The organism is Arthrobacter cryoconiti (assembly GCF_020905375.1).
In the GTDB taxonomy this organism is placed as follows: domain Bacteria; phylum Actinomycetota; class Actinomycetes; order Actinomycetales; family Micrococcaceae; genus Specibacter; species Specibacter cryoconiti.
Genome location: NZ_JAJJBU010000022.1, coordinates 1 through 21,080, shown reverse-complemented (window position 1 = coordinate 21,080; position 21,080 = coordinate 1). Strand labels below are relative to the sequence as shown.

Annotated in this window: 21 protein-coding genes; 16 read left to right on the top strand and 5 right to left on the bottom strand. The window is 59.3% G+C overall.

The window, feature by feature from the left end:
• Positions 1 to 54: 54 nt before the first annotated feature.
• Positions 55 to 1,305: an N-acetylglucosamine-6-phosphate deacetylase gene (locus tag LOH53_RS11295; protein ID WP_230067849.1), complete on the bottom strand. Its 1,251-nt coding sequence runs from the start codon at positions 1,303 to 1,305 to the stop codon at positions 55 to 57.
• A gap of 34 nt (positions 1,306 to 1,339) precedes the next feature.
• Positions 1,340 to 2,035, bottom strand: a complete 696-nt coding sequence (nucS, locus tag LOH53_RS11290; RefSeq protein ID WP_230067848.1) for an endonuclease NucS — start codon at positions 2,033 to 2,035, stop codon at positions 1,340 to 1,342.
• Between the two features lie 141 nt (positions 2,036 to 2,176).
• Between nucS and LOH53_RS11285 the strand changes: the two genes are divergently transcribed.
• Both LOH53_RS11285 and LOH53_RS11280 read left to right on the top strand, forming a co-directional pair.
• A complete protein-coding gene (locus LOH53_RS11285; RefSeq protein WP_230067847.1) occupies positions 2,177 to 2,509 on the top strand; it encodes a hypothetical protein in 333 nt (110 codons plus the stop codon).
• Positions 2,510 to 2,519: 10 nt separating this feature from the next.
• Positions 2,520 to 3,326, top strand: coding sequence for an alpha/beta hydrolase (locus LOH53_RS11280; protein ID WP_230067846.1), 807 nt, complete (start codon positions 2,520 to 2,522; stop codon positions 3,324 to 3,326).
• Between the two features lie 21 nt (positions 3,327 to 3,347).
• On the opposite strand, the gene LOH53_RS11275 is transcribed toward LOH53_RS11280, so the two are convergent.
• Positions 3,348 to 4,703, bottom strand: coding sequence for an AI-2E family transporter (locus LOH53_RS11275; protein WP_230067845.1), 1,356 nt, complete (start codon positions 4,701 to 4,703; stop codon positions 3,348 to 3,350).
• A 244-nt stretch (positions 4,704 to 4,947) separates the two neighbouring features.
• On the opposite strand from LOH53_RS11275, the gene LOH53_RS11270 reads away from it, so the two are divergent.
• From LOH53_RS11270 to LOH53_RS11240, 7 genes are all read left to right on the top strand, one after another.
• A complete protein-coding gene (locus tag LOH53_RS11270) occupies positions 4,948 to 7,263 on the top strand; it encodes a hypothetical protein (protein ID WP_230067844.1) in 2,316 nt (771 codons plus the stop codon).
• A gap of 57 nt (positions 7,264 to 7,320) precedes the next feature.
• Complete coding sequence (locus LOH53_RS11265; RefSeq protein ID WP_230067843.1) at positions 7,321 to 8,262, top strand: tetratricopeptide repeat protein; 942 nt, start codon at positions 7,321 to 7,323, stop codon at positions 8,260 to 8,262.
• A 107-nt stretch (positions 8,263 to 8,369) separates the two neighbouring features.
• On the top strand, positions 8,370 to 9,173 hold the full coding sequence (locus LOH53_RS11260) for an ABC transporter ATP-binding protein (RefSeq protein WP_230067842.1): 804 nt from the start codon (positions 8,370 to 8,372) through the stop codon (positions 9,171 to 9,173).
• Positions 9,155 to 10,738: a transporter gene (locus tag LOH53_RS11255; RefSeq protein WP_230067841.1), complete on the top strand. Its 1,584-nt coding sequence runs from the start codon at positions 9,155 to 9,157 to the stop codon at positions 10,736 to 10,738. Before LOH53_RS11260 ends, LOH53_RS11255 begins: the two co-directional genes overlap by 19 nt.
• Before the next feature lie 171 nt (positions 10,739 to 10,909).
• Positions 10,910 to 11,692 carry a glucosamine-6-phosphate deaminase gene (gene nagB / locus LOH53_RS11250; protein WP_230067840.1) on the top strand — a complete coding sequence of 261 codons (783 nt, stop codon included), beginning with the start codon at positions 10,910 to 10,912 and terminating at the stop codon, positions 11,690 to 11,692.
• Between the two features lie 95 nt (positions 11,693 to 11,787).
• Positions 11,788 to 12,111, top strand: coding sequence for a DUF3039 domain-containing protein (locus LOH53_RS11245; protein ID WP_230067839.1), 324 nt, complete (start codon positions 11,788 to 11,790; stop codon positions 12,109 to 12,111).
• A 110-nt stretch (positions 12,112 to 12,221) separates the two neighbouring features.
• On the top strand, positions 12,222 to 13,991 hold the full coding sequence (locus LOH53_RS11240) for a DEAD/DEAH box helicase (protein ID WP_230067838.1): 1,770 nt from the start codon (positions 12,222 to 12,224) through the stop codon (positions 13,989 to 13,991).
• A gap of 110 nt (positions 13,992 to 14,101) precedes the next feature.
• Here the strand turns inward: LOH53_RS11240 and LOH53_RS11235 are convergent, their stop codons facing one another.
• Positions 14,102 to 14,722: an isochorismatase family protein gene (locus LOH53_RS11235; protein WP_230067837.1), complete on the bottom strand. Its 621-nt coding sequence runs from the start codon at positions 14,720 to 14,722 to the stop codon at positions 14,102 to 14,104.
• 26 nt (positions 14,723 to 14,748) lie between these two features.
• Positions 14,749 to 16,092 (bottom strand): nicotinate phosphoribosyltransferase, encoded by a 1,344-nt coding sequence (locus tag LOH53_RS11230; RefSeq protein WP_230067836.1) that lies wholly within the window; start codon positions 16,090 to 16,092, stop codon positions 14,749 to 14,751.
• Positions 16,093 to 16,129: 37 nt separating this feature from the next.
• Here LOH53_RS11230 and clpS point away from each other — a divergent pair, with 37 nt between their 5' ends.
• The 7 genes from clpS to rdgB form a co-directional block, all read left to right on the top strand.
• The gene (gene clpS, locus LOH53_RS11225) at positions 16,130 to 16,435 is read left to right on the top strand and encodes an ATP-dependent Clp protease adapter ClpS (protein WP_230067835.1); all 306 of its coding nucleotides are present in this window, start codon (positions 16,130 to 16,132) and stop codon (positions 16,433 to 16,435) included.
• On the top strand, positions 16,428 to 16,994 hold the full coding sequence (locus tag LOH53_RS11220) for a DUF2017 domain-containing protein (RefSeq protein WP_230067834.1): 567 nt from the start codon (positions 16,428 to 16,430) through the stop codon (positions 16,992 to 16,994). The genes clpS and LOH53_RS11220 overlap by 8 nt, the downstream gene beginning before the upstream one ends.
• A 93-nt stretch (positions 16,995 to 17,087) precedes the next feature.
• Complete coding sequence (gene murI, locus LOH53_RS11215; RefSeq protein WP_230067833.1) at positions 17,088 to 18,107, top strand: glutamate racemase; 1,020 nt, start codon at positions 17,088 to 17,090, stop codon at positions 18,105 to 18,107.
• Positions 18,104 to 18,901, top strand: coding sequence for an MBL fold metallo-hydrolase (locus LOH53_RS11210; RefSeq protein WP_230067832.1), 798 nt, complete (start codon positions 18,104 to 18,106; stop codon positions 18,899 to 18,901). The genes murI and LOH53_RS11210 overlap by 4 nt, the downstream gene beginning before the upstream one ends.
• Positions 18,902 to 19,057: 156 nt before the next feature.
• Positions 19,058 to 19,591, top strand: coding sequence for a hypothetical protein (locus tag LOH53_RS11205; protein WP_230067831.1), 534 nt, complete (start codon positions 19,058 to 19,060; stop codon positions 19,589 to 19,591).
• A gap of 120 nt (positions 19,592 to 19,711) precedes the next feature.
• Complete coding sequence (gene rph, locus LOH53_RS11200; protein WP_326832772.1) at positions 19,712 to 20,458, top strand: ribonuclease PH; 747 nt, start codon at positions 19,712 to 19,714, stop codon at positions 20,456 to 20,458.
• A partial coding sequence (gene rdgB / locus LOH53_RS11195; protein WP_230067959.1) for an RdgB/HAM1 family non-canonical purine NTP pyrophosphatase occupies positions 20,455 to 21,080 on the top strand: 626 nt, incomplete at its 3' end. The genes rph and rdgB, both read left to right, overlap by 4 nt.

Genomic DNA, 21,080 nt, shown 5'->3' with positions numbered 1-21,080 from the left:
GCCGCGCCAATCAGCTTTCGTGAAGACTAGCTGCTCGGCAGGTGCCCACAGCTTTTAGTTCAGCCAGACCCCAGCCCGGAGCACGTGCACCAGTTCCAGCTCCGAGTCCACAATCACGGCGTCGGCGCGCAGTCCGCGGCGCAGCGCACCGACCTCGTCGGTGAGCCCGAGGACGGCTGCTGGAGTCACTGTCGCGGAATGCAGGGCATCCGTGAGCTTCACGCCCGCTGCAACTGTTCGCCGGATTACGTCCAGTAAAGTGGCTGTGCCACCGGCAATGGATCCGGTCGCATCCAAGGTGGCAACGCCGTTGGTGACGGTGACCGGGGACGGGCCCAGCATGTACGGCCCATCTGCCAGCCCCGCGGCTGCCATGGAGTCTGTCACCAATAGAATATTTTCGGCACCGACCAGTTCAAAGACCATTCTGACTGTTTCCGGGTCTAGATGGGTGTTATCGGCAACGAGTTCGACGGCGGCGTGCCCGGCCCTGGCAGCGCGCAAAGACGCTGCGACCGGCCCCGGTGAGCGGTGGTGCATTGGCGGCATACCGTTGAATAGGTGCGTGACGGTGGGACGGCCGGATGTTCCGTCAAAGCCGGTGGAATCAAGTCCATCTCTTGCCTGATCCAGCGACGCGAGGGTCGTGGCGGCGTCGGCGTTTGTGTGACCCACTGACGGGGTGATGCCGTGGGTGGTCAGTACATCCACCAACTCAGCGGCTCCCGGGAGTTCCGGCGCGTACGTCATGGTGGCAATATGTCCCTGACCTGCCTGGATCAGCTGGGCCAGGAGTTCCAAGTCTGGCTCGAGCAAGAAAGCGGGGTTTTGTGCTCCGCATCGGGAATGAGAGAGGAAGGGACCCTCTAGGTGAATTCCGGCCAATAAGCCTTCGTCGGTCATTTTGGCGTAGAGACCAATTCCGGCTAGGAGATCCTTTGGTGCGGCTGTGACCATGCTCGCCAGCAGAGTGGTGGTGCCTGCTTTATGCAAGAAGTCCACGGCAGTCCGTGCTGACTCCTCATTGCCGCCCGGGAAGTCTCCGCCGTTGCCCCCGTGGTTGTGGATATCGACCAGGCCAGGGATTACATAGTGTCCGTCGGGAATGGAGATGACGTTGACTGCTTGGAGGTCATCGTCGCCAAAGCCTGGTTCATCAAAATGGTCCGCCCGGCCAGCGTAGAGAATTCTGTCCCCGGAGATGGCTAGCAGGCCACTTTTGATGATTCCATGGTCCGTAGCGATTTGGCCGTGGATGAGTTTTTTGAGCGGTGCCGCTGTGGGACCATCATGGTGGAGAGTCATGGATCCAGTCTAGTCGGGTGCAAAGCGCTAGTCCCTAGAAGAGCCGGGTCCAGCTGTCATCGACCCCGCGCATGGCGTCATAGTCCAAGGTTTTGCATTCAATCCCGCGATCCGTGGCCAGTACCCGAGCTTGTGGCTTGATCGCCTGAGCGGCAAAGATACCACGCACCGGGGCTAGCAGGGGGTCCCGGTTCAGGAGTTCTAAGTACCGGCTGAGTTGTTCGACGCCGTCGATGTCACCACGGCGCTTGAGTTCAATAGCCACGGTTGCCCCCGCGCTGTCCCGCGCCAAAATATCCACCGGGCCGATCGCTGTGAAATATTCACGACGGATCAACGTGAATCCTGTTCCCAAGAGCTCGATCTGTGCCGCCAGCAGGCGCTGCAGATCCGCTTCAACTCCATCCTTGATGAGCCCAGGGTCCGTGCCTAAATCATGGCTGGACTCGTGTAGCTGTTCGTGGATGTTGATAATGAGTTTGTCGTCCGCCTTGGTGGATTGGACGATCCATTGCTCCACTACACCGTCTTCAAGTTCCGCGTCGGCGGCGACCACCCGGCGCAGTGTGGCGGGTGGGCTCATCCAGTTCAGCGGCTTGTATGAGCCGCCGTCAGAATGGACCAGTACGGAGCCGTCGGCTTTGACCAGCAGCAGCCGGACGGCGAGGGGGAGATGGGCTTTGAGGCGTCCGACGTAGTCGACGGAGCACTTGGCAATTACTAAACGCACGCATTACACCCTACCGGGTTGATCAGTTGGCGCGGTCCGTGAACGCTTGTCGTGAGCACGAACGGTTGGTTCCGAATTTTCAGTACGGGACAGCGTCGCCCCGATGTGACCGGTCCGTAACCTGTGCGGCACAATGGTGGCATGCCCCGTTCAAACCATCCGCGACGCCGTCGAACTCCAGTTGCCGGCGGCAAGCGGTCACCAGACGGGCAAGAAGTGGATCTAAGCCGGGCACGCATGGGACTCCCGGAGCACGAATCAGCGCCCGACGGGGAATGGATAGTGCGAACCATCAGCCGCGGCAATGCGCTGAAGGTCTACACCTGCCCGGGGTGTAATCACTCTGTGCAAGCGGGTATGGCACATCTGGTGGTGTGGCGCGAAGACGCCATGTTCGGTGCGGAAGCTGGACTGCGCGAGCGTCGGCATTGGCACGGGAACTGTTGGCGAGGACGCAGCTACAGGTACAGATAGTCTTGACAGCATGGATTTTGACCCAGCTTCCCTCGTCTTCGCCGATTCCGGTGCCGCTGTTCCGGTCCGGGCCTCCACCATCCTGCCCGCAGTGCGGGAAAACATTGAGCTAGTGACTTCCGACGGACTGCGACTTGTCGGTGAGCTAGCGATGCCGTCCGACGGCGTAGTGGCGGCGACGCTGATCACGTTCCATCCGCTTCCCACCCATGGCGGATTCATGGATTCGCACGTGTATAAGAAGGCCTCCTACCGATTGCCGGCACTGGCGGGGATTGCTGTGCTGCGTTTCAATACCCGGGGCACCACGTCCCCGCGGGGGACCAGCGAAGGGAAATTCGACGGCGGAATCGGTGAGAAAGCAGACGTTGCCGCTGCCGTGGATTTCGCTGTGAGAAGGGGCTTGGCGAATCGCTGGCTCGTAGGGTGGTCGTTTGGTACCGAGCTGGTCCTCAAATATGGAGCGTTGGATCCGGTCGCTGCGCAAATAGAGGGTGCCGTGCTGCTGTCTCCGCCGCTGCACCACGCAGAAGCAATAGATTTGGATGCGTGGGCGGCGTTCGGGAAGCCCTTGACCGTTTTGGTCCCGGAATTAGACGATTACCTCCGGCCCGAGGAAGCCCGCACACGTTTTGCCCGGGTGCCTCAAGCCAAAGTGATCGGGGTAGATGGGGCCAAGCACCTGTGGGTGGGCGAAAAGTATGCGGCCCGGGCGTTGAACCTGATCGTCTCCACGGTGCTTGGTGCGCCTGTGGAATTGGACACCGAATGGGAGGGGCCTGTAGCTGCTCCCGTGGCTGCTGCGGCAACGAACTAAGCAAGCATCGCCGTGGTGCCACTAGTGCTTGTCTTGACGCGCGATGAAGACTTCTTTCACCAGGAGCATCACCGCGGCGGCCGTTGGGATGGCAATGAGGGCGCCGAGTACGCCCAAGAGGCTTCCGCCCGCGATGACGGAAATGACGGCTATGGCGCCGGGAACAGCAACCGCCTTTTGCATAATGCGTGGAGAAACAAAGTAGGCCTCAAACTGCAGGTAGGCCAGATAGCAGATCGCGTAAATGAGCGCCGTCTGCCATCCAACAGTCAAGCTGACCGCGATAACCACCACGGCAGCTATCATCCCGCCTACCAGCGGGATGAACGCCAACAGCGCCACCACGAATGCCAGCAGAACGCTGAAGGGCACATGCAGGATGCTCATGATGATGAAGGCGACGGTTGCATTGATCACCGCAACGCACACCTGACCGATCACGTAATTGCCCACGCCCCTGGTGATTTCCTCGCTTAGCTCCTCCACCCGGGCACGGCGTGAGCGCGGTGCCAACCGGTAGCCCCACCGTTTGATAGCTGGAAGTGATGCCAGAAAGTACAAGCTCAACACCAGAACAATCAAGGTCCCAAACAAACCGTTGGCTATGGTGGTCCCAACACCCAGCACGCCACCAAAGATGCCTCCCACTGCCTGAGCGTCTTGGAAGAACTTGGCGACCTGTTCGTTGATGGTGTCCAGCACGTGGTACTGGCCGTCAATGTTGCGGAAGAAATCGGAGTTGAAGAAGTCTGTTATCCAACCCGGAGCCTTGTTTATCAGTTGCGTGGTTTGGGTGACGATAGTGGGAATAAGTGTTGCGAAGAATATGGCGACAATCCCCAACAGCGTGACCAGGACCAATACGATTCCGACGGGACGGGGAACTGAACGCCGCTCCAGCCATCGCACCACCGGGTCAAGACCCAAGGCAATGAACAAGGCCGTGACGATCCACAAGAGCAGCTGGGACGTATTGGACATGATGTAACTCACGGCCAAGGCGATGCCAACACCCACCGTACCCATGAAACCGTAGTAGATGGGGTGACGGAAAAGTCCCATAGTTTCTGTTTGCTCGGCGCTGACGGCAGGAGCCGGGATGTCCGCGATTCCCAAGGACTCGTTTGGCAGACTGAAGCGAACCCGCGGTTGCGCCCCAGGAATCGGTTGGGAGATCTTCTTCACCAGCCAAGCGCGCCAACCGCCTGCTCGTACAGGCCCCGGTTGGATTATCTCGTGCTGATCGACTCCACGAGCTTGCTCGACGAAAGACGTTGCCTCGGGCTCCTGTACCGGGCTCTCGGTGTCGTGAGTGGAAGCACCGGCGGCGGAATCGGTGTTGGAACCGGTGGAATCTGGTGGCATGGAGGAGCTCACGGTAGGCAGCCTTTGTGTCCGGGGCCGCAGCGAAGTGCTGCCCGCGCTGGTAAGTGGTGCTATGACATTACCAGCGCGATTGATGGCAGCTGCTAATTCCGGGAGGCAGATTTCCGGCGCGGCGGCCAGAGGAAAGTGATGAGGGCCAACGTGAGCTTGCCCTCCCGGGCTGCCCCAAAGATAACGGTTCGGTTACCCTAGAACAAACGATCACAGTAGTTTTCAGCCGATGTTAGGTAAGTACTTGCGTTCAAAGATTGCAATTGTTCTAGGCATAGTGGGTCTGGTGATCCTCGGATTAGGGATCGGCCAGCGAACCCTCTGGCTCCCGCCTGCCACGATCACAGCAGCCGTTTCCGGCTCCGTGACACCGGCGCCGCTGACGGTGATAGGTCCAGAGGTACTCAAGGCCAAGGATGGCCACTTCACCTTGAATATCAAAGCGAATGGTCCTATCCAACTAGCGGTGGGATCAGTTCGTGATGTCCAGGGGTGGGTCGCCGACGCGGCCCATACATCCGTAACCGGAGCCAATGCGGACTTCACAACATTGGAAACCGAAAGTAAGTCCGGTGTGGAGAAGGTGCCCAACCCATCAGGTTCGGATATGTGGGTCAGTGAAGAAAAAGCCGACACTAGCCTCAGCTACACGTGGCAGGCACCTGGCCACGGGGATTGGGCTCTCCTGCTCTCCTCCGATGGGACCGCGCCGGCACCCACTGATATTTCCCTCACCACGGCCAATGACGCACAAACTCCATGGGCCATACCTCTGATGGTCTTCGGCGCTGCTTTACTGGCGCTCGCAGCCCTCTTGCTATGGATGACCCCGCGCAAGCCCAAGGGCACGCAGCCTCAGGTGGCTGGTCGCCGCGCAGCTGGCCGCGTAGCGTCCGATCCCGCAACGGGGGCCATGGAAGTGGCTAAGATCGTAGCTGCTCGCGAGGTAGCGAATACCGCAGCGCAGCCTAAACCGGCAACGATTGCCGACGCTCGCCGAGCTGGCAGGGGCGTACAGCCTAGCGACGGTATCGCAGAGGGCAAAGACGCTGCTGATCATCCGGGGGCGCAGGCGCGCCCGGATCACACTTCGGCGTTTCCTGCTTCCGTGACCGAAAGTCCGGAAACGAAAACCGCTGCCATCACCCTTGATGGGACCGAATGGAAGAAGGACGGTTCCGCGCAGCTAAAGGATGCCGACGCAGATGACCACGGCACGTTCGAAACGAATGCGGGCTCGAGGACAGAGGGCAGCAATGCCGACAGTCACGACGCCGGTAGTCACGACGCCGGCAGTCACGACGCCGGCAGTGGTAACGGTAACGATCGCGGCGACGACGACGGCAGTGGTAACGGTAACGATCGCGGCGACAACGACGGCCACAATGGACCGGGGGGAGTCGCTAGCGGCCCCGCAGATGGTTCTGCGGGGAAAGCTGTGGAACAGTCTTCTGCGGAAAGCCCGGTCATTGGCAAGGGCCCGGGCGCAAAGCCTCGCAAGAGCCGTTGGAAAAAGGGAGGAAAGAGCGAATTTTCTTCCCTACGTTGGGGAGCCGGAGTAGCCGTCGTTCTGTTTGCAGGAAGTCTTGGCCCGGCTGTCGCAGCCGATTCAAGCACAGCGCCGCCCACCCCGGTAGTTGCAACACCCACCGGGACAACTACTGAACCAACTACTGAACCGACTGCCGCAGGCATTCCGGCACTGCTCGATAGCCAGGTGCAGCGCATCGTATCGGACGTAGCCACCGTGGTGGCGAGCGGGGACAATGCCAAGGACGCTGCAAAACTTGACCCACGGGTCGCGGGAAATGCCCTGGTAGTGCGCACCGCGAACTACAAGATTCGCTCCCAGCTACCCGAGCAAGCCGCCCCTGAGCCGGTCAATGCCACGAAGCTGCTGGCGGGGGTGGTCACCACCTCGTCCACCTGGCCCCGCTCGGCAATGTTCGTCACCCAGGGCGAAAATAACGCGCTTCCGCAGCTGTTGACACTTGTTCAAAGCTCCGCCCGTGAGCCCTACAAGCTGGTTCAGGCCACTCCGCTCCTGCCTGGACTGACTTTCCCAGCTGTTGACAAAGAAGGCACACCCGCAGTGGCACTGGACGCCAGTGGTTTATTGATGAGCCCAACGGAAGCCGTAGCCGCCTTCAGCGACCGGTTAACCAACGCAGATAGCAAGTGGAAAGATACCTTCAAGGACAGCGTTTACACCACCAGTGTCCTGGAAGCCCAGGCCAAGGTTCTCGCTGATGCTAAGGATGCCAGCTACGTCTTCACCCACACGGCTGACAAAGCGGCCACCTTGGCCATGCACACCTCCGACGGCGGAGCGATGGTCGTGGTGGGATACACCTTCGGCACTGATGCCACGTCCAAAGAGAACGCCACCCTCACCATCTCTCCTGACGCTGCCGTCTTCGCGGGAGGTGCAGAGACCACTAAGGGCTTCACCATCAACTATGCCGAGCCGGTGGTCATGTACATCCCTCCGGCGGGCGCCGCGAAACAAATCACTATCATCTCGGCCACCAGCGCCTTGATCGGGGCCTCCCTCAAGTAGCAATAACAACGTGTAGTCCCGACTATCCGACGCATCAAGCACACTGAAAGTGAGTCAATGACCAAGAACAGTTCTATGCCTGCCAACTCCACACCGGGGCCGAACCTTCGCGGCGCCGTCGACCTCTCGGCATTAAAAGCCCGGGCCATGGCACCTGCGGAAAATGCCGGCGGCCCTTCGCCGTACGCCGTCGACGTCAATGAACAAAGCTTCCAAGAATTCGTGGCCTTGTCCCAAACGGTGCCTGCCCTAGTCCTGCTGGGCTCTGGACGGTCCAACCAATCCGCCACGCTGTCCGGGGTGCTCGAAAAACTCATGAACGAGTATGCCGGAAAGATTGCGCTGGGCCGGGTAGATGCAGATACAAGTCCGGGAATCGCTCAAGCGTTTGGTGTTACTGCGGTTCCCACTGTGGTGGCGCTGATCAACGGCCAGCCAGTTCCTATGTTTGAAGGGGACTTGCCGGAAGAACAAATCAAAGGCTTCCTTGACGAACTGCTCAAGGTAGCGGCAAGCAATGGGGTGGAAGGTAATTTGGGTGGTGAGCCGGACCCCACACCCGTTTCGGCCCCACCCCTGCCGCCACTGCACCAAGCTGCCGTGGACGCCATTGAGGCTGGTGATCTCGCTGCGGCCGCGGCCGCGTATGAGAAGGCTCTGGCGGAAAAGCCAAATGACGCCGACGCTAAGATCGGCCTAGCTCAGGTGCACCTGATGAGCCGGCGCGCCGGTCTGGATGCTTCAACCGCGGAGGCGTTGCGGGCACGTGCCGCCGACGCCCCTGATGATGTAGAGGCTCAATTGGCGGTGGCAGACCTCGACGTCACGGGAGGGCATGTGGAGGATGCTTTTGCCCGACTGGTGAAATTCATATCACTTCATTTTGGTCCGGAACGCGAAGCCGTGAGGGTACGTCTACTTGAGCTCTACGAGGTGGTCGGTGTCGGTGATGCGCGCGTGAGCACTTCCCGGCAAGCGCTGGCCCGGGCTCTCTTTTAGACACCATAGGAAGACCCAGTTGCTTCGGCACGCGTGTTCTTCCACGCGTGCCGAATTCATCATTTCGGATGACGTAATGCCTGAGTGCGGTTTGCTAGCGTGGCGTCATGACTGAATCTTTGCCCCATGTACCTCTTGGTAGTGCGCCTGCCACAAACTTCCCCGCACTGTCCCTGCGCGGGCTCACGAAGCGGTTTGGTGCCAAGACGGCCGTTAACGCCATCAATTTGGACGTTCCTGCCGGATCGTTCTACGGGTTGGTAGGACCCAACGGCGCCGGGAAGACAACATCGTTATCCATGGCGACGGGGCTGATGCGTCCGGACGCCGGAACCGCACAAGTGCTTGGGGTGGACGTATGGAGGCACCCACTGGAAGCAAAAAGACTCATGGGTATCTTGCCGGATGGAGTCCGCCTCTTCGACAGGCTCTCCGGAGAACAGCTAGTGACGTACGCCGGACTCTTGCGTGGGATGGACAAGGAGACTGTTGCCTCACGCGTCAAAGATCTATTAGAGGCTCTCGATCTGGCGAAGGACGCCGGCACCTTGGTCGTGGATTACTCCGCGGGTATGACGAAGAAAATCGCGTTGGCCTCGGCCTTGATCCACGCGCCCAAACTCTTGGTTTTGGATGAGCCCTTTGAGTCGGTCGATCCCGTCTCCTCAGCTAACATTCGAGACCTTCTGACCGATTATGTAGCCTCGGGTGGCACGGTAATAGTCTCCAGCCATGTCATGGACCTAGTGCAGCGGATGTGCGACCACGTCGCTGTGATCGCTGGGGGAAATGTGCTTGCTGCCGGAACGGTGGAGAGCGTGCGGGACGGGATGAGCCTTGAAGAAAAATTCGTTGAACTGGTAGGCGGACGGCACCAGGCTGGGGGGCTTCAATGGTTGCGCACCTCCTGAGCTTAAAGATCACGCTGCTACGCAACTCTCTGAAGAGAAGCCCCTGGCAATTGGTCGGACTGATCTTTGCAGGCCTTTACGGCCTAGGTATCCTCGGAATCTCTCTGGTGGGTTTGGCTGTTTTAGGTACCGCGGATCCCGAGTTGATCCGGACGGTCGTGACTCTGGCCGGCGCTGCTTTGATCCTTGGCTGGTTGATCATTCCAGTGCTGGCCTCTGGCTTGGACATGACGCTTGAACCTGCCCGTTTCGTCACTTTTGCCATCCCCGAAAAATCCATGCTCGTTGGACTGGCCTTAGCTAGTTTCATCGGTATTCCTGGCATTATCACGCTCATTGTCTCCGTGGGTACGGCAGTCGCATGGTGGCAGAGTCCAGCAATAGCACTCGTTGCGGTGCCCTGTGGCATTCTGGCCGCACTAACCTGCATCCTCGCCTCCCGTGCCATCACAGCAGCTAGCACAAGCCTCGCCTCCTCGCGGCGCTTCAAGGATGTGAGCGGGATCCTTCTGGTGATTCCTTTGATTCTCATGGGCCCCATCATTGGCACCATTTCTGCTGGCATGCGCGACTTTTCCGAGTTCCTGCCTGCTCTTGGCGCCACTGTGGCATGGACGCCGCTGGGTGCGATCTGGGCTGTCCCAGCTGACCTAGCATCCGGGCACTTGGTGTCCGCCGGGGCGAAATTCCTGATCGCATTGGCCACCATGGCCGTATTGGCGTGGATATGGAAGACGTCTTTGGCTCGGGCCCTGGTGACTCCAGCATTCGCTGGATCACTCAAACGAACAGGCGGCAAACTTGGCTTCTTTGCGCGTTTTCCCGGAACACCGACAGGGGCGGTTGCCGCCAGGAGCCTGACGTACTGGATTCGAGACCCACGGTATAGTGCCTCGCTCGTCATCGCACCGCTTCTGCCGCTGATTTTCGTGTTTGTTGCCGGCCAGAACGGGGGCCTGGCGACTATGGGTAACGTGGTGGGTTTTGCGGCGTCCTTTGCGGCATTCATGGTGGCGTGGAGTATTTCTTCGGATGTCTCTTACGACAGCACGGCATTTGCCCTTCATTTAGCGACGGGAGTCTCTGGGCGGGCCGATAGGACTGGAAGGGTCATCGCAGCCGGTCTTCTGGCATTGTCCTTGGGTGTGGTGTACGCGAGCGTTGGTGCCGCACTGGCGGACAATTGGTCCTCCTGGCCAGCCATGATCGGTTTGGTTTTGGTGGCGGCCGGTGCAGGACTGGGGCTGGCGAGTGTATTCTCCTCCCGCTTCACCCTGAACGTCCCGCTTCCGGGAGAAAGCCCTTTGAAGTCCAAACCGGGTAACAATTTTTTCTCCGTGTTGGTCCAGCTGGTGGGCTTTGCCGGTGCTGGGATTTTGACGGTTCCCGTAGTCGCTTTGGTCGTCATTGGTGCAGTAGTGAACCAGCCGGTGTTTAGCTGGCTGGCCCTGGCGGCCGGAATCATACTTGGATGTGCCTATTTGCTGCTGGGTATACGGCTTGGAGCCGCGCAATATGAGCGACGGGCGCCGGAATTGCTGCAAGCCGTTTCGGCAGATCGCTGACACTCGATAAGGTTGGGTTTAAGAAAGCATGATGCATGGCAAAGTCGCCCTGCCGTTACTGTGCACCAGCACACCAACGGCAGGGCGTTTTTGCAGGGCGAACCCGCCGATCATCATTGTTCGCCCAGCAGGGATATCAGGCACTGACATGCCGCGAAAGGATCGTGTTTCATGGAGGTAATCATTCTCCCCGGCAACAAAGAGGTTGGCGTTCTGGCTGCGGACGCCATTGAGTCTTTAGTCCGCAAAAAGCCGCGCGCAGTGCTTGGCCTTGCCACAGGGTCCTCGCCATTGCCCATCTATGACGAGTTGGCGCGGCGTCACGAGGAGCATGGATTGAGCTTTTCGCAGGCCAGCGGCTTTGCTTTGGACGAGTACGTGGGTCTGCCAGTGGGCCACTTTGAGTCTTACCGGGAAGTGATTCGCCGTGAGTTCACCAACCGCGTGGACGTCGCCCCGGAGAACGTCCACGGGCCCGACGGTGCCGCCACGGATGTTGAGGCAGCTTGCAAAGCATACGAAGAAGCCATCAAGGCTGCCGGGGGAGTGGACCTGCAGATACTTGGCGTGGGAACGAACGGACACATCGGTTTCAACGAGCCTGGTTCCTCGCTCGCATCTCGCACTCGCATCAAAACGCTGGCGGATCAGACGAGGGAAGACAATGCGCGCTTCTTCGATAGCATCGAGGCGGTTCCCCATCACGTGCTGACCCAGGGCTTGGGCACCATCATGGATGCCTGCCACTTGGTTCTTGTTGCGTTTGGTGCGGGAAAGGCCGAAGCCGTCCATGACTTCGTGGAAGGACCTGTTTCGGCGAGTTGCCCGGCGTCCATATTGCAATTCCATCCCCATGCCACCGTCATCATTGACGAAGCGGCTGCCAGCAAACTAGTTGGTGCGGCCACATACCGCCACGCCTATGACAACAAGCCGCATTGGCAGGGACTCTAAAGAATCAGCCAAAGGATGAAGTGAACACATAATTTCTCCTTCGGTGGGGAGCTTGGCACGGTGAGTCGAAAGTCGAAACCGGCTAGAATAACTTCATGAGCTTGCCACCAGACCCCTTCGAAAGCGATCCCCGTTATGACGACGGCCGAAGCGGAGGATCCACTGCCGTTATTGAGCGCCAAGAGCGGCTCGCGGAAGTAGAACCGGGAGATAGTGAGAGATTCTCTCACTATGTCCGCAAAGAAAAGATCATGGAATCGGCCATGACAGGCGATCCAGTAGTCGCGTTATGTGGAAAAGTGTGGACTCCTGGTCGAGATCCACATAAGTTTCCCGTGTGCCCTGAGTGCAAAGCCATTTTTGAGGGCATGAATCCCAGCGGTGGTAAGGGCAAGGGCCCCAAGAACCCGAAGAAGTGAAACAATCCTCACGGATGTAATAGTTGTGAAAGTACGGTTAAGAACCGTGCATTTCGCGTGCCCGGAAACCGGGTGCGCAAGGAAAGAAGTGATTTGATGGCGGGACTTTTGTGACGGAAACACTGTTTGGCGGTCCGTCGCTTCCTCCGGCCTACCCAGAACGGGCCGCGTGGGGCACCGCCCAGAAACTGCGTGCCTGGCAGAGCGAGGCAATGGAGAAGTACTTTAGCTTGAATCCGCGGGACTTTTTGGCCGTGGCAACTCCTGGAGCAGGAAAGACCACCTTCGCACTCCACGTCGCGACGCAACTCTTGTCCCGTGGCACCATCAACCGCATCACCATTGTCACGCCCACGGATCACCTCAAGCGTCAATGGGCCGATGCTGCGGCCCGGGTGGGTATTTCGATCGATCCGAATTTCAAAAATACTGACGGTCGCCACGGCAAGGGTTTTATCGGAGTTGCCGTGACCTACGCGCAGGTGGCCAGTAAACCGCTCCTGCATCGGGCCAAAACCGAGGCAGCGCGCACCCTCGTGATCTTGGATGAAATCCACCACGGAGGAGACGCGCTGTCCTGGGGTGACGGCATTCGCGAGGCCTTCGACCCCGCCGCGAGGCGCCTTGCCTTGACCGGTACGCCCTTCCGTTCTGATACCTCGCCGATCCCATTTGTCGAGTATGTCCAAGGACAAGATGGCATCCGTCGCTCCCGTGCCGACTATAACTATGGCTACGGTGAGGCGCTGAAAGATCACGTGGTCCGTCCGGTTATGTTCATGGCGTATTCGGGCCAGATGCGCTGGCGGACTAGTGCTGGAGAGGAAATGGCTGCGACGCTGGGGGCACCTGTGACGAAGGACATCACCTCCCAAGCATGGCGTACAGCGCTGAACCCAACAGGGGAGTGGATTCCTGCTGTGCTCGCGGCAGCCGATCAAAGGCTCTTGCAGGTGCGTCGCTCTGTCCCGGATGCCGGAGGGCTCGTCATTGCCACAGACCATGAAGATGCCCGCGCTTATGCCGCTCAGCTTAAGAAAATAACCGGCGAATCACCCACGGTAATCCTCTCCGATGATGCTAAGGCGTCAGACAAGATCGACTCCTTTTCTGCCGGTGAAAAGCGCTGGATGGTGGCGGTGCGGATGGTATCCGAAGGTGTAGATGTGCCGCGTTTGGCGGTAGGCGTCTATGCGACGTCCACGGCCACTCCGCTGTTCTTCGCCCAAGCGATCGGTCGTTTTGTTCGCGCCCGCAAGCGAGGTGAGACGGCGTCGGTTTTCCTGCCCTCCGTGCCCAATCTGATGGAGCTGGCCAGCCAACTCGAGCTTGAACGTGACCACGCCTTGGACCGCCCGGATAAGGAATCTGATGGCTTCATCGACGATTCGCAGATGGACGAGGCAAACCGGGAGGAAAAAGCCTCCGATACCTTGGAGAAGTTCAAATTTGAGGCGCTTGAGTCTCAAGCGTCCTTTGACAAAGTGCTTTTCGACGGCGGAGAATTCGGCGCCGGTGGTGCCATCGGCAGCGACGACGAAATGGACTTCCTAGGCATTCCAGGACTGCTCGATGCCGAGCAGATGGGTGTCTTGCTGCGCCAGCGCCAAGCGGATCAACAGACCCGCCGGCGTACAAAAAGCGCCGCAGAGCCGGAACCGTCGGTGCCAGAAGTGGTGGACCACCGCATGTTGATGGATCTGCGCCACGAACTGGCTAAGAACGTTTCAGCGTGGAGTGCCCGTTCCGGTATGCCGCACGGTAAGGTCCACAGCGAACTTCGCCGTATTTGTGGAGGACCCGCTGTTGCCCAAGCGAACGAGCCCCAACTTCAGCAGCGTCTGAAGAAACTCCAAGACTGGTTTATCGGACGTAAATAGCGTGGGTAATCATCCTGCATAAACGGTCCGTATAAACGGTCTGCATAAACAGCCTGCATAAACAGCCAGGGCGCGCCTTAGTCTCCAACGGCGGGCGCGCCGCTAGTTGTCTATTTGATCTCCACACCGGCGTCGGCTAGTTCTGCAAAAACGTCTTCGCAGCCGTCTTGGTCGATCCCCAGTACGTATTCGCGCAGCACGGTGGTGTTGTACCCGGCGTTGACGGCATCCAGCGCGGTGGCGCGCACACAGAAGTCCGTCGCGATGCCCACCACAACAACGTCTTCTACGTCGTTCTCTCGCAGCCAGTCATCCAAACTGACGGGATCGTCGCCGCCGTCCGGATTTGCCGCTTCATGAGCTTCACGCTCGCCCACCATGACTTCATCCTCAGGCGCTAGCAGTCCGTCAAAGCCCGAGTAGGCGCTGTCATACTTGCCCTTGCGGAAGTACGCGTCGATGTCCTCGGTATCCAAGCTCCGGTGCAGCGCTGCGCCCTTGGAACCGGCCACACAATGCACCGGCCAGCTTGTCAAAAAATCTGGAGACTCAGAGAAGTGGCTCCCTGGATCTACATGCCAGTCCTGCGTGGCAACAATGAAGTCAAAACCGTGCTCGTCATAGATGTACTCGGTGATCTGCGAGGCAAGCTGCGCTCCACCCGCAACAGCGAGGGAACCGCCTTCACAGAAATCGTTCTGTACGTCCACAATGATGAGTGCTTTGGCCACGGTGGCCTCCTTTAGGTGCGTTATGCCTAGTCGTGTGCGGGGGTGCTCTGAAGGTATTCGGTGGGGATGACGGGATCGCCGCGCTGGAGACGCCGGGCGGCACCAGGCATCTCCGCCAACGAAGCGGCATGCCGGGCGGTGGCGCGCTGAACGCCGGCCTGACCCGTCCACCCCGGGACCAGTTCGCCGTTCGTCATGAATTGGTGGACCAGGGGGCGGTCATTGCCGTCATTTTCTGGCAGGGCGCCGATCCCCACGAGCTCAGCAGTGGCAATTCCTCGAGGATTCAGGCGGCGCAGAGCATACTTTTTCCCACCCACGCTCGTCTTGTTCTTGGCAGCCTTGGCCACCGGGCGAAACTCACCGTCCGTGCCTTTCCGGGACACCAATTTGTACACCATGGACGCGGTGGGCGCGCCGGAGCCCGTGACCAAGGAAGTGCCCACCCCGTAGGAGTCCACGGGAGCTGCCGCCAGGGCGGCGATGGCAAATTCATCAAGGTCGCTGGTGACGGTGATCCGGGTGTTGACGTTACCCAACGAATCGAGCAGCGCCCGTACGTCATGGGCCTGAGCGAGGAGATCGCCGGAGTCAAGCCGCACGCCTCCCAAGTCGGGACCGGCAATCTCGACGGCCTTGCGGACGGCGGCTTCGACGTCGTACGTATCAACAAGCAGCGTGGTGCTGGCGCCCATTGATTGCACCTGCGCGCGGAAGGCTTCCTCCTCGGAGTCGTGGAGGAGCGTGAAGGAGTGGGCGGCCGTGCCTTGGGTGAGCACGCCATAGCGCAGCCCGCACTCAAGGTTGGAGGTGCTGTGGAATCCTGCGATCACGGCAGCACGGGAGGCTGCAACGGCGGACTCCTCATGGGTGCGTCGTGACCCCATTTCGATGCAGGGACGGGATCCGGCGGCCATGATCATCCGGGACGCGGCGGACGCGATCGCGGAGTCGTGGTTGAGTACAGAGAGCACATAAGTCTCCAAGATGCAGGCCTGCGCGAACGTAGATTCGATGGTGAGGATGGGCGAATTGGGGAAATAGAGTTCGCCCTCTGCGTAACCATAGACGTTGCCGGAGAACTTGAAATCGGCTAGCCAGGATAGTGTTTCGTCGTTAACCACTTTGTTGTGGGCTAAAAAGTCGAGCTCCTGCGCTCCGAACCGGAACTCGGCAAGCCCTTCCAAAAAGCGTCCGGTGCCGCCCACAACCCCGTAACGGCGGCCATCCGGGAGTCTGCGTGCGAAGGCCTCGAACACGCTGGCGCGGTGTGCGGCGCCGGAGTGCAGTGCGGCCTGGAGCATCGTTAGCTCATAGTGGTCCGTGAAGAGGGAAGTGCGGGGCTGGCCCCACTGAGAAGGAGTAGTCACGGAATTTACTTTAGTAGTCCAACACTAGAATGGACACATGAGCCTGAGCACAGCACCGGAAATAGATAGGGCGCAAGTAACGCGTGAACTCGCCTCGACCGACATCCCCTGGGAACTGATCGTGTGGAACGATCCGGTAAATTTGATGAGTTACGTCAGCTACGTCTTTCAAAGCTACTTTGGCTATTCGGAGACCAAAGCGTCGCAGTTGATGATGCAGGTCCACCAGGATGGCAAGTCCTCGGTGGCCCATGGAAACAAAGAAAAGATGGAAGCCCACGCGGTCGCTATGCACGGATTTGGCTTGTGGGCCACTGTCCAAAAAGGCGGCAAGCGTGGCTAAGTCTTTCATTGCGGGCCGTCGCGGCATCACCGGGTATCTGGAAGTTCCTGAACGAGATCTGTTGCGCAAGCTCTTCGCCGACGTCATCACGATGCTTGAACCTGACACGCCCGCCCACGAGGATCCGCTGGCAGCCCTGCTTGGGCTGGACATGGACGTAAGTGTCCCCAGCGATCCTGCCCTCCTGCGCTTGCTGCCAGATGCTGTCAAGGACGACGCCGGGGCCGCCTTGGAGTTTCGTCAGCTCACGGAACGCTCGTTACGGGAGTCCAAGATTGGTGCCCTTCGGGCGGCATCCTTGGATCTGGACAAGGACAAACTTGTGCTTGATCCAGAGGCCGCCAAGATGTGGTCTATGGCGCTTAACGACGTCCGGTTGGTGCTGGCGGAACGGCTGGATATTCGCGACGAAACGGATGCTGATCGGGTCCACCGCGTACAAGACTGGGGGGACGCGGACGACGTCGAAAGTTACTTATCGCTTGTCTACAACTTTGTTTCGTGGCTGCAAGAAAGCCTTGTGCAGGCGGTTCTGGCGCGAATGAAGAGTGGACGCTAGAGAAGTTATTTCCGGCCTGAGTGAGCAGTGTGACTTAACAGACTGCGCCAAATGTGCCCACTGCGTACGCAAACCATCTATCCTGAAACGATCATGAGCACATCTTCCGAGGAGACTTCTGCTACCAGCCCATCCGCGGTGGCTCCGTTGAGCGAGCGACCCATTGGCATCTTTGACTCCGGTGTGGGCGGGCTCACTGTGGCCCGTGCCGTGATCGACCAGCTACCCAACGAGTCCATTCTCTACGTGGGAGACACGGCTAACGGACCGTATGGACCGCTTCCCATCGCGGAAGTACGCGCTAACGCGCTCGGTGTCATGGATGAACTGGTGGACTCTGGGGTGAAACTGCTTGTCATAGCCTGTAATTCAGCGTCCGCAGCAGTTTTGCGTGACGCCCGTGAGCGTTACACGGCCAGATACGGTATCCCCGTCATTGAGGTGATTCAGCCGGCCGTCCGCCGTGCGGTTTCTGCTACCCGAACAGGTCGCATTGGGGTAATAGGCACGGTGGCCACGGTGGGCTCACGTGCCTACGAGGACACGTTTGCCGCAGCCCCGCAACTGCACATCACCTCTGTTGCATGTCCAGACTTTGTGCGTTTCGTTGAATCGGGCATCACGGCCGGGCCGGAGCTGCTTTCAACGGCGGAAAGCTACTTAGCGCCGCTGAAGAAAGCCCAGGTGGACACCCTCGTCCTTGGTTGCACACACTATCCTTTGTTGACTGGTGTTATTTCCTATGTCATGGGGGAGTCGGTGTCTTTAGTCTCGAGTGCTGAAGAAACGGCGAAGGACGTCTATAAGGCCCTGGTGAGCCATGATCTTGAACGTGTTAGTCCAAACGCGCCCACGCACAACTTTCTCTCCACGGGCGACGCCGGTCAGTTTGGGCTCCTTGCCCGCCGTTTCCTGGGCCCGGAGGTGCATGGTGTGGAGCAGGTAACTCATGTGTTGGCTCACTACCCGACAGGTTCAGTTGCACGGGTCACCCCTGAGATGATCGCAGCAGCGAAGTCCGGTTCCCGTGCGCCACGGATCTCTAATTTTGTTCTCCGTGATCCTGCCATTGAACTGGCTGCTTCGACTATGGTCAGGGGGCAGCAAGGATGAAGCTGACCATTGTGGGCTGTAGCGGGTCCTTCCCCGGACCGTCCTCGCCTGCCTCGTGCTATCTGCTCTCGGCCCACGACGGCACAAGGCCGTGGCGTATCCTCATTGATCTGGGCAGTGGAGCGTTGGGTTCCGTGCAAAAGTATATGGATTTGGAAGATATTGACGCCATCTTCCTCAGCCACCTGCACCCGGACCATTGCATGGATTTGTGTGGACTCCATGTGGCCGTGCGATGGAACCCGCACGGGTGGCACCGGGGACGCATCCCAGTGTGGGGACCCGCGGCGACGGCGGACAGGCTTGCCACCGCGTATGGTCTTGACTTGGATCCAGGGATGCATGAAGAGTTTGACTTCCAGCCATGGACTGCCCTGGAACCGGTCACGGTGGGGCCCTTTAAGGTGACCCCCCACGCCGTCAACCATCCCATTCCCGAGGCCTACGCCCTGCGAATTGAGGTCACAGAGTACGACGGCACTGGCGTTGATAGAACAGTGACGCTGGCCTATTCAGGTGACACGGATGCCTGCCAAGGCCTTGAAGATGCGGCCAAGGACGTAGATTTCTTCTTGTGTGAGGCCGCCTTCGAAGAGGGCCGGGACGATCACATCAAGGATGTTCACCTCAGCGGGAAACGTGCCGGTGAAGCCGCCACGGCTGCGAATGTGCGCAGACTGTTGCTCACGCACATTCCGGTCTGGACCGACACCAACAAAGTGGTGGCCGAAGCGCGCGGAAGTTACGACGGTGATGTCTCCGCCGCCGTCGCCGGTGTACATTACATGATTTAGCGCGCCCGAATCCTGAACAACTTTCGAGGGCCGGACCGAGCTCCGACTCGGGTAGTCTCGAGGGGAAAGAAGCAACGAAACCTTGGGGGTTTGCTGCCGGGTGCCCTGTGGGGTGTGCACGCTGGCCCCTGTCATGAACCGTGAAGGATGAATGATATGAGCGAGCCGTTAATGCCCAGTTACAACCCTGGAGCGTCAGCAGAGCCCAGTATTTTAGCTCCCGTGAGGCCCAAGCAAGTGCGCTGGGCGGTGCTTTTGATCATTGCGGCAGCAGTATTTCAGATCATTGCGGCAGTCCTGGGAATTGTGCATACCGGATCGGCTGAGTTCCGGAGTCAGCTTACTTCGCAGCTGGCGCAACAAAATATTCCGGATTCCGGCCAAGACATAGTAGGCATTAGCATCGGCGTGGCCCTAGCTACCATCATTGTCATTTCGGCCCTTGCTGTGATTGTCTACGTCATCATTGCCTTGTTCATCAACAAAGGTGCGGGATGGGCGAGGATCACAGCCGCAGTGCTGGCCGCCGTCTCTCTTTTCTCGCTCGCCGGTCTGACCATGCCCGCAGCCATCTTTGTCGTCTTGCAGCTCCTTTCCGGAATTGCAGCCGTGGTGCTGTGCTTTATCAAGCCCGGATCACAGTATTTCACTGACCGGAAGAATTTCAGATTGGCGAACAAGGTGCACTAAAGCTGTTGCAGGGCGGGGCCCCTTGAGTGCGTAGAATGTGGCGCCTTCACTCGGGGCAGCACGCATTTGTCGTTGCAGGACCTGCTCGCAGGGGTCACCTGGACCGGTAGGCTTGTCAGCATGACTACGAGCGATTCTTCCATTTTGCGCGCCGACGGCCGCACCCCTGACCAACTTCGCAATATTTCCATTACGCGTGGCTGGTCCAAGCAGGCCGAAGGTTCGGCCCTCATCGAGTTCGGCAACACGCGTGTGCTGTGCACGGCATCCTTGAGTGCTGGTGTGCCGCGTTGGCTCAAGGGTGAAGGCACAGGTTGGGTCACGGCAGAATACGCAATGCTGCCCCGCGCCACGAACACTCGTAACTCCCGCGAATCCGTCAAGGGAAAAATTGGCGGCCGTACACATGAGATCTCTCGATTGATCGGCCGCTCCTTGCGCTCGATCATCGACACCAAGGCGTTGGGCGAGAACACCATTGTCCTTGACTGTGACGTCCTGCAGGCCGACGGCGGAACCCGGACCGCAGCAATCACCGGAGCCTATGTGGCTCTCGCCGACGCTGTGGCCTATGCCAAAAAGAACAACTTGATCGCTAAGAACGCGCAGCCGCTCATCGACACGGTTTCGGCCATTTCCGTCGGGATCATCGATGGCATCCCCATGCTGGATCTGCCGTATGTGGAGGACGTGCGGGCGCAGACCGACATGAACGTTGTGGTGACCGGATCAGGCAAGTTTGTTGAGGTTCAGGGAACCGCGGAGGGTGCGCCCTTTGACCGCGACGAGCTCAATAAACTTCTGGACTTAGCGTTGATCGGGACCACTGAGCTGGCCCAGATTCAGCGCGATACTCTCGGGGCATAGTGGGAGCGCCACTTCTCGTTTTGGCCACCCACAATCAGGGCAAATTGCGCGAATTGCGTGAGTTGCTCCGGGACCAGGTGCCGGGGCTAGATGTCGATGCGGACGTGGTCGACGCCGGAGTGCTCCACGCACCGGACGTGGTGGAAACGGGTATCAGTTTCGCCGAGAATTCGAGGCTAAAAGCCTCCGAAGTGGCGCGGTTTACCGGAGTTCTTGCTATTGCCGACGATTCCGGCCTGGCGGTGGACGTTCTTGGCGGAGCTCCGGGGATTTTCTCGGCCAGGTGGGCGGGGAAGCACGGCGACGATCAGGGTAATCTTGAACTCTTGCTCGCCCAGCTAAGCGACATCGCGCCAGCGCACCGTGGTGCTCGATTTGTCTGTGCCGCGGCGTTAGCAAGCCCGGACGGCGCTTTGGATGTAGTGGAGGAAGGGATCCTGGAGGGAACCTTGCTGGCTGCACCCCGTGGTGATGGCGGGTTTGGCTATGACCCGATTTTGCAGCCGGTGGGCATGAATGTCTCCTGCGCCGAGCTCAGCAGCGACGAGAAGAATGCCATCAGTCACCGGGGCAATGCGTTCCGTGCGCTGCTCCCACACATCGTCACGGCGCTTTCCTCAGG